Origin of the sequence: Sphingomonas tabacisoli (assembly GCF_042678385.1) — a bacterium.
GTDB classification, from domain to species: Bacteria; Pseudomonadota; Alphaproteobacteria; order Sphingomonadales; family Sphingomonadaceae; genus Sphingomonas_B; species Sphingomonas_B tabacisoli.
Genome location: NZ_JBHUDY010000001.1, coordinates 686,484 through 699,837, shown reverse-complemented (window position 1 = coordinate 699,837; position 13,354 = coordinate 686,484). Strand labels below are relative to the sequence as shown.

At 64.8% G+C, this 13,354-nt stretch carries 14 protein-coding genes; 11 read left to right on the top strand and 3 right to left on the bottom strand.

The annotated features are described in order from the left end of the window. Positions 1-25 precede the first annotated feature (25 nt). Complete coding sequence (locus ACFSCW_RS03930) at positions 26-880, bottom strand: metal-dependent hydrolase (RefSeq protein ID WP_380887104.1); 855 nt, start codon at positions 878-880, stop codon at positions 26-28. 96 nt (positions 881-976) lie between these two features. Between ACFSCW_RS03930 and ACFSCW_RS03925 the strand changes: the two genes are divergently transcribed. From ACFSCW_RS03925 to ACFSCW_RS03890, 8 genes are all read left to right on the top strand, one after another. Continuing rightward, entirely contained in the window at positions 977-1,561 is a 585-nt protein-coding gene (locus tag ACFSCW_RS03925; RefSeq protein WP_380887102.1) for a TetR/AcrR family transcriptional regulator, read from the top strand. Positions 1,562-1,695: 134 nt separating this feature from the next. Further along, positions 1,696-2,745 carry a GTPase ObgE gene (obgE, locus tag ACFSCW_RS03920; RefSeq protein WP_380887100.1) on the top strand — a complete coding sequence of 350 codons (1,050 nt, stop codon included), beginning with the start codon at positions 1,696-1,698 and terminating at the stop codon, positions 2,743-2,745. Positions 2,746-2,979: 234 nt separating this feature from the next. After that, on the top strand, positions 2,980-3,978 hold the full coding sequence (locus tag ACFSCW_RS03915; protein ID WP_380887098.1) for a DUF2971 domain-containing protein: 999 nt from the start codon (positions 2,980-2,982) through the stop codon (positions 3,976-3,978). Positions 3,979-4,098: 120 nt separating this feature from the next. Further along, on the top strand, positions 4,099-4,608 hold the full coding sequence (locus ACFSCW_RS03910) for a hypothetical protein (protein WP_380887097.1): 510 nt from the start codon (positions 4,099-4,101) through the stop codon (positions 4,606-4,608). 160 nt (positions 4,609-4,768) lie between these two features. Next, positions 4,769-5,497 carry an EF-hand domain-containing protein gene (locus ACFSCW_RS03905; protein WP_380887095.1) on the top strand — a complete coding sequence of 243 codons (729 nt, stop codon included), beginning with the start codon at positions 4,769-4,771 and terminating at the stop codon, positions 5,495-5,497. A 73-nt stretch (positions 5,498-5,570) separates the two neighbouring features. Further along, entirely contained in the window at positions 5,571-6,161 is a 591-nt protein-coding gene (locus ACFSCW_RS03900) for a hypothetical protein (RefSeq protein WP_380887093.1), read from the top strand. 159 nt (positions 6,162-6,320) lie between these two features. Then, a complete protein-coding gene (gene proB, locus ACFSCW_RS03895; RefSeq protein WP_380887091.1) occupies positions 6,321-7,427 on the top strand; it encodes a glutamate 5-kinase in 1,107 nt (368 codons plus the stop codon). 3 nt (positions 7,428-7,430) lie between these two features. Then, positions 7,431-8,342, top strand: coding sequence for an SDR family oxidoreductase (locus ACFSCW_RS03890; protein WP_380887089.1), 912 nt, complete (start codon positions 7,431-7,433; stop codon positions 8,340-8,342). On the opposite strand, the gene ACFSCW_RS03885 is transcribed toward ACFSCW_RS03890, so the two are convergent. Then, a complete protein-coding gene (locus ACFSCW_RS03885) occupies positions 8,339-8,863 on the bottom strand; it encodes a Pycsar system effector family protein (protein WP_380887087.1) in 525 nt (174 codons plus the stop codon). The two genes, ACFSCW_RS03890 and ACFSCW_RS03885, sit on opposite strands and share 4 nt — an antisense overlap. Before the next feature lie 86 nt (positions 8,864-8,949). Between ACFSCW_RS03885 and ACFSCW_RS03880 the strand changes: the two genes are divergently transcribed. Genes ACFSCW_RS03880 through ACFSCW_RS03870 form a run of 3 tightly spaced genes read left to right on the top strand, consistent with a single transcriptional unit; the run spans position 8,950 to position 12,501 of the window. Next, a complete protein-coding gene (locus ACFSCW_RS03880; protein ID WP_380887085.1) occupies positions 8,950-9,192 on the top strand; it encodes an acyl carrier protein in 243 nt (80 codons plus the stop codon). A 4-nt stretch (positions 9,193-9,196) separates the two neighbouring features. Then, positions 9,197-10,453: a serine palmitoyltransferase gene (gene spt / locus ACFSCW_RS03875; protein WP_380887083.1), complete on the top strand. Its 1,257-nt coding sequence runs from the start codon at positions 9,197-9,199 to the stop codon at positions 10,451-10,453. A gap of 50 nt (positions 10,454-10,503) precedes the next feature. Continuing rightward, positions 10,504-12,501: an ATP-binding protein gene (locus ACFSCW_RS03870; RefSeq protein ID WP_380887081.1), complete on the top strand. Its 1,998-nt coding sequence runs from the start codon at positions 10,504-10,506 to the stop codon at positions 12,499-12,501. Here the strand turns inward: ACFSCW_RS03870 and ACFSCW_RS03865 are convergent. Then, complete coding sequence (locus ACFSCW_RS03865) at positions 12,458-13,348, bottom strand: hypothetical protein (protein ID WP_380887079.1); 891 nt, start codon at positions 13,346-13,348, stop codon at positions 12,458-12,460. The two genes, ACFSCW_RS03870 and ACFSCW_RS03865, sit on opposite strands and share 44 nt — an antisense overlap. Positions 13,349-13,354 lie beyond the last annotated feature (6 nt).

Below are 13,354 nucleotides of genomic sequence, written 5' to 3'. Positions count from 1 at the left end.
GCCGCCGGCGTTTTTTGTTTGCGCGCTACGCCGCAGCCGGAAGCCGCGCATCGGGATAGGCGCTGCCAGCCTTGGCGATCAGCGCGCGGTCGTCGTGATTCCACGGATGGAAGCCGGGCAGGAAATAGGCGAGCCACGCCGGCAGGATGTGCCGCACGGGCCCCGGGCTTCCCACCAGATACCAGAGCAGCCGCGCCTTTGCGCCCGCGCCCTCGATCCCGTCCTGCGCCAGCAGCTCCAGCGTCCCTTCCCAGCGCTTGGTCCAGAACCGGTAGGTGACGAGCAGCATCATGATGCTCTTCACTTTCCAGCGCCTCCACCGCGACCACCCCTTGGTCGCGTGGGCCCAAGTGTCGTACGCGACGCCCTTGTGCTCGATCTCCTCGATCGCATGCCACTGCCACATCGCCTTGGTCTCGGCGTCGACGCCGGTCCAATAGCGCGGATGCTTCAGCATCATCTGCGCCAGCATCGCGGTGTAATGCTCCAGCGCCATCGTGACGGCGAGATTCAGGATCTGCGGCCGCCCCTTGGTCAGCTCCAGCGAATCGACCACCACCTGCTCCAGGTGCGCGATGTCATAGCCGGCATCCACGACGCGCTTGTTGAACGCGACATGCTCGCGGCTGTGCATGACTTCCTGCATCGTGAAGGCCTTGATCTCGGCCTCCAGCTTGGGCGGCGCGCCGTCGCGGAACGCCTTCACGCTTTCGATGAAGAACGCCTCGCCGCGCGGGAAGGTGATCGACAGCGCATTGTGCCACGCGGTCGCGATCGGGTCGCCGCCATGCCACCAGCGCCCCTGCTTCAGCTTACGCCCGAAGCGCCGGTCGCGCGGCGTGATCGTCAAATCAGCAGGCGTCTTCGCAGCAATCTGCATGAACCGAGTCTCCTCAGCCTCACGAAAACACATACTGACACGATTGTCAATAACTCAGGCTAGCCTCGAACGCACGCCGGGCGTAGAGAGAAAGCCATGTCGCTCGCCAAACGCCGCCTGTCGCCCGAAGCCAGCCGTTCCGCAGCCCTCGCCGCCGCGCGCGACTTGCTGGTCGAGGCCGGTCCGCAGGCGGTGACCTTGAAAGCGGTCGCCGCGCGCATGGGCCGGACCCACGCCAACCTGCTCCACCATTTCGGCTCGGCCGCCGGGCTGCAAAAGGCGCTGTCCGAGACGATGGCCGAGCGCATCACCCGGCAGATCGGCGAGGCGGTGCTGAAGGTCCGTGCCGGCCAGGGCTCGCGGCGCGCGGTCGTCGACATGACCTTCGACGCTTTCGAAAAGGGCGGCGGCGCGCTTGCCTCCTGGGCGATCCTCAGCGGCAACGAGGATGCGCTCGACCCCATCCTCCAGGCGATCCACCGCCTGATGGACGAGCTCAGCGACGGCACCGCGCACGACGAAGACATGCGCCGCGACACCCTCGACCTCGTGCTCTCCGCGATGGGCGACGCGCTGCTCGGCGAAGCAATGGCGAGCGCCCTCGACCTCCCCCGCGACACCGCCCGTGAGCTGGCCACCGCCAAGCTGATGGCGCGGCACTCCGAGGACGCAAACAAGTAACCGTTCGTTTCGAGCGAAGTCGAGAAACGAGTGTGACGTCGAGCGCGCTTCTCGACTGCGCTCGAAGCGAACGGATTTAGTTAGGACCGAGCGTGGACTAGCCCCCGCCGCCCCAACCCCCTATCTGCGCCCCCATGCATTTCTTGGATCAGGCGAAGATTTTCATCCGCTCCGGCTTCGGCGGCCCGGGCGCGGTCAGCTTTCGCCGCGAAAAGTTCATCGAATATGGCGGACCTGACGGCGGCGACGGCGGCAAGGGCGGCGACATCGTGTTCGAAGCGGTCGCCGGCCTCAACACCCTCATCGACTTTCGCTACACTCAGCATTTCCGCGCGCCCCGCGGCACTGGCGGCGCCGGCAGCAACCGCACCGGCGCCGGCGGCAAGGACCTCGTCATCAAGGTGCCGGTCGGAACCCAGATCCTCGCCGACGACGAAGACCGCACGCTCCTCGCTGACCTCACCAAGGTCGGCGAGCGCATCGTCTTCCTGAAGGGCGGCGACGGCGGCCGCGGCAACGCCAGCTACAAGACGTCGACCAACCGCGCACCGCGCCAGCACGGCACCGGCTGGCCGGGCGAGGAAGCCTGGGTGTGGCTGCGCCTGAAGCTGCTGGCCGACGCCGGGCTGGTCGGCCTGCCCAACGCCGGCAAGTCCACCTTCATCAACGCCGTGACCAATGCCCGGGCAAAGGTCGGCGAATACGCCTTCACCACCACCCGCCCCCAGCTCGGCGTGGTCCGCCACAAGGGCCGCGAGTTCGTGATCGCCGACATCCCCGGCCTGATCGAGGGCGCGGCCGAAGGCGCCGGCATCGGCGACCGCTTCCTGGGTCATATCGAGCGCTGCCGCGTGCTCCTCCACCTGGTCGACGCCAATGACGAGGATGTGGCGAGCAGCTACCGCGTCGTCCGCGACGAGCTCGAAGCCTATGGCGCCGGCCTCGCCGACAAGCCCGTCGTGGTCGCGCTCAACAAGATCGACACGCTCGACGACGAACTGATCGCCGCCCTCTCCGCCGAGCTGGAGGAAGCGAGCGGCGAGAGCGTCATCCCGATCTCCGGCGCCAGCGGCGTCGGCGTCGACTGGGCCCTCGACAAGCTCCTCGAAGCGATCGGCCCCGAAGCCAGCGCCGTCGGCGCGGACGACGAAGGCGAGGACGCAATCGAGTGGTCGCCGGTTTAGGGGTTATCGAACACCCCACCCCGCTCGTCCCGAGCGTAGTCGAGGGGCGCCCGTGATGAGTCCGTGCCAGCGCCCCTCGACTACACGTTCGGGCCAGACCATAACGTCGCGGACGACGAAGGCGAGGATACGATCGAGTGGTAACCGATTAGGGGCTCCGCGGGCACGCCAGTAGCTCCGGTGAGTAGGACTCCGGTTGCAATGCTCTGCTCCCGCGGCGACTAATAGCTGTATATGGATCAGGAAGCACTCGATGCTACTATGGCGCGGTTCGCGCGTTCGTTCATGCCCTTCGCTCACGAAGCACAGGAACGTGTTGAACGGGAACATGTGCGTTTCGTGCACTACACAAGCGCCGAAAGCGGCCTCAAGATTCTTCAGTCCGGCCGGATGCTGTTGCGCAATGCCACGCTGATGAACGACTTCTCAGAGATCGAATACGGAATGCGGTGTTTAGACGCCTCGTATGCCGGCCCAGACGGTTTGCGTTTGCAGGCCATGATGAAAGAGGTTCAGACCGACCTACCTAGTATTTTTCAAAATAACTTTAGCTCGTTCGCAAACGATTTGAGGCATGAAACTTACCTCACCTCGATCTCTGAGCATGAAATAGGTCACGAAGACGAGTTCGGACGACTTTCGATGTGGCGAGCATATGCGCAACGCAATGGCATCGCATTTGTCATGAACAATACGCCATTTGTAAGCCCAACTAATGCCCTACAAGCTTACACCAGCCCGGTAATGTATGCTTCGCCCGCTGAGTTTGCGACAGCGTTCAAGGACGTCGTAAATCGAGTTGAGGGCATCTTTAGCGAATTGAGAACGTTCGGTGGCCAATGGTTCCACAACCTAGTCGAGCACGCCTTTCGAGTGGCAGTGCTATCGACAAAACATCCATCCTTCATGGAAGAGCGTGAATGGCGAATTATCTATACGCCGACAATCTTGCAACGGGCTGGAGACTTGGATGAGCGCCAACTGGAACGCATCCCCACAGAGATCATGTGCCTCAACGGAGTGCCTCAACGCGTCTACGCGATTCCCTTTCGTGACTATCCGGACGAGGGTTTCAACGGAGCAACAATTCCTGCGATTGTAGACCGAATTCTTATAGGCCCCACTCAGGACGCTTACGCCATAGCTCAGGCATTCGTGGCAGAACTCACCCGGTTGGAAGTGCCAGATGCCGAAAAGAAAGTTCTCATCACTGGTATCCCACTCCGTCAGTAGTCTTATGCGGCAAGTACGATGCGCAAAGTCATACTAAGCGGTCTGCGTCACGGACCAGCCAAAGTTATAGCCGTTATAGTCGGTTTGCTCGGACTATGGGCAAGCATTGATCCAGGAGCCGTGAAGGTGTGGATCGTAGCTCGTGTCGACCACATCGATTACGAGCTCACTGGTTGGGCGTTGCTTGCGGGGTTGGCGATTTATGTGCTTGCTTACTGGTTCGTATCACGAGGCCCGTCGAGCCATATGGAGGCTTTGCGCCAGCGAGGTCTAAGGCCCATCTTCGCCACTCTCTACGACTACAAGGGCAGACTCGCTCGCTCAGAAAACCGCGATGAAGCGCTTGAGGTGCAAAACTCCTATCGCTGCGAAGACGAGAAGATTGACGAGTGGCTCGAACAAAACATGGGCGCTGCTGCTCGCGCAAAATACAACAGCGGATCGCCAGAAAGCTGGGCCTTTATCGTCAATGCCTCGGACGAGAAGACTCTTACGCGTAACCAGATAGCTCCCACTTTGGCGGAAATTGATCTCAAGCTCAAAAACATCGACGAGATGATGGAGTCAGATCGCTGGGCGGCCGTCCAACCATCGGCCTGGAGATGGCAGGCAGTAAATAAATACGAATGAGCCTCGGAACATAACCATCGTAGACACATCTTTCGTGCCACAATCGCGTTGGTCCCGGCATACCTTGCTAGGTGATTTCTCGCCCCCCACCGAGCAACACGCCGTTCAGAAACACCCCGATAATGACCACCCCAATTCTCCGCCGAGAAAGGGAGTGGCGATGCGTCGAACCGCGGTGTTGGTCGTGGGTGTGCTGCTCTGTTCGGCGGCGGGCGCGCAAATGGGGCCGCCGGGGGGCGGCGGTGGCGGGCGCGGCGGCGGCCAGGGCCGGCATGGCGGGTTCGGCGGCGGCCCCGGCGGCGAGCGGATGGCGCCGCGGCCGCCCAAGCCTTTGAAGCGGAAGCGGCTGGACGAGATCGTCACCGCCATGTTCCGCGCGGCCGACGCCAATCACGACGGCATGGTGACGCTCGACGAGCTGCACGCCGTGATCGAGGCGCGGCGGGAAGCGGCGATCCGCGCGCGCTTCGAACGGATCGACCGCAACCATGATGGCCGGATCGATCTCGACGAATTCGCGGCCTGGCAGCGGGCGATGGGCTCCGCTGCACTGTCGGACGCGCAATCGACCGGTGTGCGCGGCGCGATGGTCCCCGAAGAGATCGGGCCGGAGCTTGGCAACGATCCTGAGGACCGTCGCCTCGCGCGCTTCATCGAGCCGCTCAGCGCCCCGGTGCTCGTCAACGCCAACACCAATTACGATGCCGGCGTATCGCTGGAGGAGCTGCTCGCCTACGAACGCAAGCGCTTCGACGCCGCCGACGCCAACCATGACGGCGAGCTGACGATCGACGAGCTGGGCGAAGGCTTCGACCCGCAAGGCGCCCCCGGCCGCGGCGCAGGCGCCGGACGCGGCGGCTACGGCCGGCGCGGGCGCCCGGGCGAATAGCGACACGCGAAGGCCCTGTCCTACACCTGCTTGTTCGTGATACGTTCTCATTGCCCATAAGCAGGAGAACGCAATGCCGGACCCCTCGGACCAGCAGGAATCCATCCCCTTCACGCCCGTCCCGCTCCTGCGCAAACGTCGCAGGGGCTGGACGCCCGATCGCCAGCGTCAGTTCATCGATGCGCTGGCGCGGTGCGGCAGCGTGTCGGCGGCGGCGCGGCAGGTGGGGATGTCGGCGCGCGGCGCATATGCGTTGTTGGACAAGGAAGGCGCTGAAAGCTTCGCCGACGCCTGGGACATGGCGGCGATGATGGGCATGGACGCGACCCGCGAGAACGTCATCGATCGCGCGATGCACGGCGCCTGGGTGCCCATCGTCAGGCGCGGGCAGATCGTCCGCATGGAGTTCCGCTATTTCGACAATCTCGCCATCGCTCTGCTCTCCGGGCGCGGGCGCGACAGCTACGAAGTGCAGGAGGAGCGCCGGCAGCGGCGAAAGCTCCGCCATTTCTGGCGCGACGAGGATCGCAAGCGCGACGAGCAGCGCGCCGCCGAGGAAGCCGCGCAAAAGGCGTTCGAGGAAGAATGCGCCCGCCAGCGCGCCGAAATCGAAGCGAAGATCGCGAAGCAACGCGCCGATGCGGTGCGAATCGTGGCTTTTTGACCGTTTCCGCCATGTTTCAATTTCGGCCAAGTCTCTGCCCGGAAAGGAAAATCCCGCATAAGTTCATGAAAAAGGCGGCGCACCCCTGGAAGTTTGTGAACGTAAGGGCCCGCGCGCTCCTGCATTGGCGTCGCGCGCTTGCCGCGCTACGGCGCCCGCGTGCCGACGTCCTCGCCTGCTCCCAGCCCCCAGCGCCTGATCGTCAAGATCGGGTCGGCGCTGCTGGTCGATCCTTCGGGTGGCGTGCGGCGGGAATGGCTGGCCGGGATCGCCGCCGACATCGCGGCGCGGGTGGCCCAGGGGCAGCAGGTGGCGGTCGTCTCCTCGGGCGCGATCGCGCTTGGCGCCCGGCGGCTGGGGCTTCCCAAGGGTGGCCGGGCCAGCCTGGAGGATGCGCAGGCCGCTGCAGCGACGGGCCAGATCGCGCTCAGCCAGGTCTGGGCGGAAGTGCTCGGCGCGCACGGCCTCACCGCCGCGCAGATGCTGCTGACCTTGGACGATCTGGAGGACCGCCGCCGCTATCTGAACGCCGCCGCCACGCTCGACCGGCTGCTGTCGTTGGGCGTGGTGCCGGTGATCAACGAGAACGACTCCGTCGCCACCGCGGAAATCCGCTTCGGCGATAACGACCGGCTCGCCGCCCGGGTCGGTCAGGCGGCGGGGGCGGATCAGGTGGTGCTGCTGTCCGACGTGGAAGGCCTCTACGACGCCGATCCCAACACCCACCCCGCCGCTCGCCTGATCGAACGGGTGGAGACGATCGACGCCACGATCCTGTCCTTCGCCGGCGCGGGCTCCGGCTCCGGCATGGGATCGGGCGGCATGCGCTCGAAGCTGCAGGCAGCGCAGATCGCGACCGCTGCCGGCATCGCGCTCGTCATCGCCTCGGGCAAGCGCGACAATCCCTTGCGCGATCCCGGCGGCACCCTGTTCCTGCCCCAGCGCGGCGCGTCGCCCCGCAAGGCCTGGCTCGCCGGCCGCCTCACCGTCCGCGGCAAGGTCGCGATCGACGCCGGGGCACTCAAGGCCCTGCGCGCCGGCTCCAGCCTGCTCGCGGCCGGCGCGACTTCCGTCGAGGGGCGGTTCGCGCGCGGCGATGTGGTGGACATCGTGTCTTCGGACCGTCCCGTCGCGCGCGGGCTATCCGAGTACGACTCCGACGATGCAGCGCGGATCTTGGGCACGAAGACGGATGCGCAGGCCGAAATCCTCGGCTATGCGCCCCGCTCCGCGCTCGTCCATCGTAACTACCTGGTTCTCCTTTAGATCATGGCTCTTCCCACTCTCGCGATCACCGGCGGCACCGGCTTTGTCGGGACGACGCTCGTCCGCCACGCGGCGATGCGCGGCCATCCGGTGCGCGCGCTCACTCGCAAGCCGCTGCCCTCCACCGCCAAGATCCAGTGGGTGCACGGCTCCCTGGAGGATCCGGAATCGCTTGTCCGCCTCGCGGTCGGCGCCGATGCGGTGATCCACGTCGCCGGCGCGATCAACGCGCAGGACCGGGCGGGCTTCCAGACCGACAATGTCTTCGGCACGCTGAACATGGTGGAGGCCGCCAAGGCCGCCGGCGTGCAACGCTTCATCCATGTCAGCTCGATGGCAGCGCGCGAGCCGGACTTGTCGGACTATGGCTGGTCGAAGGCGCGGTCCGAACAGGTCGTCGGTGCCAGCGGCCTCGCATGGACCATCGTCCGCCCGCCCGCCGTCTACGGCCCCGGCGACAAGGAAACGCTGGCGCTGTTCAAGATGGCGAAGCGCGGCCTGATGCTGCTGCCGCCCTCGGGCAAATTGTCGGTGATCGAAGTCAGCGACCTCAGCCGCTTCCTGCTCACCCTCGTCAAGCACGACGAGACGCTCGGCGACACCTACGAACCCGACGATGGCTACGAAAAGGGCTGGACGCACAAGCTCTTCGCCGAAGCGATCGGCGCCGCAGTCGGCCGCAAGCACGTCGCGACGCTCTCGGTCCCACGCCCGCTGCTCAGCCTCGGCGGCCGCCTCGACCGCCTGATCCGTGGGCGCCGCGCCAAGCTCACCCCCGATCGCGCCAGCTATTTCAGCCATCCCGACTGGGTCGCCCATCGCCGACCGCCTGTCGATCTCTGGCGCCCGCACATCGAGACCAATGCCGGCCTGAAGGCCACCGCCGTCGCCTACAAGGCCGCCGGCTGGCTCTAGAGGTGAATGAGGTGCAGCCGATCGACCGCAAAGGTCAGCACGGTCAGCAGCATGCCGGTCAGGAAGGTCCGGTACGATAGCGCAAGGTAACGGTATTTCTTCCAGCGCAGCACCGATCCGTTCTGGTAGATGTCCCGTGCCATCGTCCGATAAACGCTTTCCTCGTCGCGCAGCTCGTCGACCAGCCGCTCGATATAATCTTCCTGGTCGAGCTGGGTAAAAGACCCGAAAAACAGCAGGTTCAGCGGCGCGCCGGCCTTCGGCTTCACGGCCGGCAGCACCGCCATCACCGCCAGCGCCGCCGACATCATCGCGAATCCCGCCAGCACCAGCATTTCGGGCGCCACCCATCCCTTGGACGTTTGGTTCAACGTAATGGTGAACACGACGAACGTCGCGCCCATCAGGATGCTGGCCTTGGCATCGGCCATCGCGGAAAGCTGGACCTGGATTTGCTGGGTGGTTCGGATCAGGTGAATGGCGTCGGGTGCGTAGCGTTTTGGCTCGGGCTGGTACTGCACAAATCCCCCTTCATCGTGTCTTGGGGCTGCCACCCTTCAGCCGCAATCGCTTGGCAAGGCGCGCCCAACCGCATTAGGGACCGCTCATGTCCGACCGTCAAGAAATTGAAACAATCGTCCACCGCCTGATTGAGCCGTTCAACAAAAAGGGCGTGGCGCTCACCGACACGACCACGTTCGCCGGCGATCTCGAATGGGACAGCCTGACCGTGATGGACTTCGTCGCTGCCGTCGAGGACGAGTTCGACATCATCATCACGATGAACATGCAGGCGGAAATCGAAACCGTCGGCCAGCTGGTCGACGCGGTCGGCAAGCTCCAGGGCTGAGCCGATGACCGACAGCCTCCAGACCGCCGACGCCCCCACCGTCGAGACGGTCGCGCCCGAGCGCGACCTGATGTCGAAGTTCGACGGCCTGATCGCCGAGCGCCAGGCGTTACTCGACAGCGGCGTCCGCGATCCCTTCGCGATCGTGATGGAGCAGGTGCTGTCGCCCACCGAGGCCGTCATCAAGGGCAAGAAGACGATCCTGCTCGGCACGTACAATTACATGGGCATGACCTTCGATCCGGACGTGATCCAGGCCGGCAAGGACGCGCTAGACCAGTTCGGCTCCGGCACCAACGGCAGCCGCATGTTGAACGGCACCTTCCGCGATCATATGGAGGTCGAGGAAGCGCTTAGGGAATTCTACGGCACCACCGGCGCGATCGTCTTCTCGACCGGCTACATGGCCAATCTCGGCATGATCTCCACGCTGGTTGGCAAGGGCGAGTATGTGATCCTCGATGCCGACAGCCACGCCTCGATCTACGACGGCTGCAAGCAGGGCTATGCCGAAATCGTCCGCTTCCGCCACAACGACATCGCCGATCTCGACAAAAGGCTCGGCCGCCTGCCCAAGGAGGCGGGCAAACTGGTGGTGCTCGAGGGCGTCTATTCGATGCTGGGCGACATCGCGCCGCTGAAGGACATGGTCGCGGTCGCCAAGAAGCATGGCGCGATGGTGCTTTCCGACGAAGCCCATTCGATGGGCTTTTACGGCCCCAACGGCCGCGGCGTTTACGAGGATCAGGGCTGCGAAGGCGATGTCGACTTCATCGTCGGCACCTTCTCCAAATCGGTCGGCACGGTCGGCGGCTTCTGCGTGTCGAACCACCCGAAGTTCGAAGCGATCCGCCTTGCCTGCCGCCCCTATATCTTCACGGCTTCGCTGCCGCCTTCGGTGGTCGCGACCGCGGCGACGTCGATCCGCAAGCTTCGTCACGCCCACAACAAGCGCCAGCACCTGTGGGAGAACGCCCGGCGCGTGCATAACGGCCTGACCGAGCTTGGCTTCAGGCTCGGCACCGAAACGCCGCAATCGGCGATCATCGCCGTGCTGCTGCCGACACAGGAACAGGCGGTGGGCATATGGCAGGCGCTGTTGGAGCTCGGCCTTTACGTCAACATGGCGCGCCCGCCCGCGACTCCGGCCGGCATGTATCTGCTCCGCTGCTCGCTCTGCGCCGAGCATACGCCGGAGCAAGTCGAGCAGATCATCGCCATGTTCGCACAGGCTGGCCGGTCGATGGGCGTGATCGCCTGACTGCGCTGGACAGAAACCGTTAACCACGCTTTGTTACAGGCGGCGTGGGGATGGTTGCGGGATTAGGCCAGGATAACGAGCAAGGCTCGATCAGCGTGCGGCGCGCGCTTGCGATCGCGCTCGCGCTCGTCGCAGCGATCGGTCTTATCGCCCTCACCGTTCTCGTTACCAACTCCAATCGGCAGCGCGACCAGGCGCTTGCGGCGCAGCGGCACAGCTTCGAGGTGATGATCCTCGTCCGCACGTTGCAGAGCACGATGGCCGATGCAGAGCTTTCGCTCGGCCGCTACGTCGTCAATCTCCAGCCGGAATTTGGCCGCGTCTATGTCGACGAATGGCGCCGCGCGGGCTTCGCGATCAACCGTCTGCGGGAGGTGACGCGCGACAATCCGGAACAGGCACGCCTCGCCGCCAAGCTTCGCCATTATTATGACGAGCGCGGCCACATGCTGTCGGGCGCAGCGCTTCGCACGCGCTATGACCAGAAGATCAATGGCCTCGCTATCTTCGACAAGGCCGGCAAGGTCGCGAGCGTCAAGGAACTGAACGACACGGTCGAGCAGATCATCGCGCTCGAAAACCGCACGCTCGGCGCGCGCATCAAGGACGCGAACGATACGCTCGATCAGTCCAATTGGGCGGCGAGCCTGCTTCTGTCCTTCGCCGTCATTCTGCTGACCGGTGCGGCCTTCCTGGGCTTCACCGTTATCCAGGCGATGGCGGAACGACGCACGGCTCGAAAGGACGCCGATGACGTCGCGCGTCGCGCACAGGAGCTGGAAGAAGCGGTTGCCGACCGCACGCGGGAGCTTCGCCTCGCCAACGAAGCATTACTGGCCGAGGCGGCGGATCGCGCGGCGGCGGAAGCTCAGCTCCGTCAGGCCCAGAAGATGGATGCGGTCGGCCAGCTCACTGGCGGCATCGCGCACGATTTCAACAATATGCTCGCGGTGGTGATCGGCGGGCTGGAACTCGCCAAGCGCCGCATGGCCGATGGCTCCGCGGAGGCCGGCCGGCACATCGAAAACGCGATGGAAGGCGCCAGCCGCGCCGCTGCGCTCACCCGGCGCCTGCTTGCCTTCGCCCGCGCCGAGCCGCTGCTCCCCGAAGCCGTCTCGCCCGATTCCCTGATCGATGGCATGCACGATCTGCTCGACCGCACGCTGGGCGAGCGCATCTCAGTGCGCACACGCTTCGATAGCGAGGATTGGAGCGTGTGGGTCGATCGCCACCAGCTCGAAAACGCGCTGTTGAACCTCGCCGTGAACGCGCGCGATGCGATGGACGGCGAAGGCACGCTGACGCTTGCCACCGGCATGCGCACACTATCGCCCGGCGAGCTCGGCGACATGCGCGCGGGCGATTATCTCGCAATCTCCGTCGCCGACACCGGCTGCGGCATGGAGCAGTCGGTGCTCGACCGGGTGTTCGAGCCATTCTTCACGACCAAACCCGTCGGCAAGGGCACCGGCCTGGGCCTGAGCCAGATTTTCGGCTTCGTTCGCCAGTCGATGGGCGAGATCATCATTACCTCGCAGCCGGGTTTCGGCACGACCGTGACGCTACTGCTGCCGCGCTTCACCGGCGCCCAGCGTATCGTGTCGCCGGCAAGCGAGACCGGTTTCTCAGGCCATTCCCACCGCGAGGAACATGCGACGATCCTGGTGGTCGAGGACGATCCGCGCGTGCTGAACGCGACCGTCGAGGCGCTGGCGGAACTGGGGCACAGCCCGATCGCCTGCGCCTCGCCGGACGAAGCGGAAGCGTTGATCGACGCGCACTCGGATGTCCGGCTGATCCTGTCGGACGTGGTCATGCCCGGCACCACCGGCCCCGAACTGATCGCATCGCTTCAGCCGCGTCACCCGCATCTGGGGGTCTTGTTCGTGACCGGCTATGCCGGCGAGATCGACGAAGCGGCGGCGTTCGGCGGGCACGACGTGCTGCGCAAGCCGTTCACGATCGGCGCCTTGTCCAATGCGGTTCAGGCCGCGCTCGCCAAGACTAGCGGACCGCCCCCCTTCGAAGCAGCCGCGGCAGCAGAATGAGCGCGCCGAGCAGCGGCCAGCGCCGCTGCCACGGCTTCACGACAATGCCCGCGTCCGCATGCCGGTTGATCTTCCAGGCGAGGTAATCAACTCCTCCGGCAAAGGTCAGGCTCGCTTTGGCTAAGCGGAGAAGTGTTAGGCGCTTGCCGCGCCTCTGGTGTTGTCGCCAGGCCTCTATGGCACTCTGCCGCGCTCGCGCATCATCGTCGTCGGATCGTGGAAAACCGAGGAGGTTCGCCACTTTCGCATAACGTGCCGGCTCTTGGTCAACGATCGCGTCTGGTCGACCACTTCGTTCCGCTCTCAGTTCCGAGCCGTAGGTGAGAGTGAATCCCTCACGCCAGATTTGGAGTACGTCGGTGGCCTGGCGGTTTGTCATGGTAGGCCGAACAAGCTCAAGGAACGTGGAAGGGGCGCTGGCGACAGCCTGCCTCACGGTCGTGCGTGCGTTGTCGTCGGCAGCCCAGACGAGGCGAACCGGCTGGGCGAAGCGTGCCCAAACCGATGGGCTGCGCGCCGCCACGCTGCACTCCCTGCGCAAGTGGTCTTCGCTCAACACCGCATATTTGGCGGCGACGCCGTTTCGTTCGAACGGAAAGACGTTCGGCGGGATCATCTGGTTCGCCCAGGCCAGCCAGCGCTTTCCGTATGCTTGTCGATAGTCGCTAACGATCAGATAGAAATCGAGCATTTGCCCGTCGATCTCGCCGGTCCTGAGGCACGACCCGTAGAAGAGCACCGCGCGGGCGCCCGGATGCGCTGCCGCGATCGTTCCAGCCGCCTGGCGCACGCGCGCATCGACAGGCTGCGCGAGTTCGGCCGCGATCAGGTCTTGGAGGTCGCCCATGCGGGC

What these genes read in the sequence shown, in the direction of transcription:
- ACFSCW_RS03930 (WP_380887104.1), bottom strand. Translation starts at nt 880, where the DNA reads ATGCAGATTGCTGCGAAGACGCCTGCTGATTTGACGATCACGCCGCGC.
- ACFSCW_RS03925 (WP_380887102.1), top strand. Translation starts at nt 977, where the DNA reads ATGTCGCTCGCCAAACGCCGCCTGTCGCCCGAAGCCAGCCGTTCCGCA.
- ACFSCW_RS03870 (WP_380887081.1), top strand. Translation starts at nt 10,504, where the DNA reads ATGGTTGCGGGATTAGGCCAGGATAACGAGCAAGGCTCGATCAGCGTG.
- ACFSCW_RS03880 (WP_380887085.1), top strand. Translation starts at nt 8,950, where the DNA reads ATGTCCGACCGTCAAGAAATTGAAACAATCGTCCACCGCCTGATTGAG.
- spt (WP_380887083.1), top strand. Translation starts at nt 9,197, where the DNA reads ATGACCGACAGCCTCCAGACCGCCGACGCCCCCACCGTCGAGACGGTC.
- ACFSCW_RS03915 (WP_380887098.1), top strand. Translation starts at nt 2,980, where the DNA reads ATGGATCAGGAAGCACTCGATGCTACTATGGCGCGGTTCGCGCGTTCG.
- ACFSCW_RS03890 (WP_380887089.1), top strand. Translation starts at nt 7,431, where the DNA reads ATGGCTCTTCCCACTCTCGCGATCACCGGCGGCACCGGCTTTGTCGGG.
- ACFSCW_RS03865 (WP_380887079.1), bottom strand. Translation starts at nt 13,348, where the DNA reads ATGGGCGACCTCCAAGACCTGATCGCGGCCGAACTCGCGCAGCCTGTC.
- ACFSCW_RS03900 (WP_380887093.1), top strand. Translation starts at nt 5,571, where the DNA reads ATGCCGGACCCCTCGGACCAGCAGGAATCCATCCCCTTCACGCCCGTC.
- ACFSCW_RS03905 (WP_380887095.1), top strand. Translation starts at nt 4,769, where the DNA reads ATGCGTCGAACCGCGGTGTTGGTCGTGGGTGTGCTGCTCTGTTCGGCG.
- obgE (WP_380887100.1), top strand. Translation starts at nt 1,696, where the DNA reads ATGCATTTCTTGGATCAGGCGAAGATTTTCATCCGCTCCGGCTTCGGC.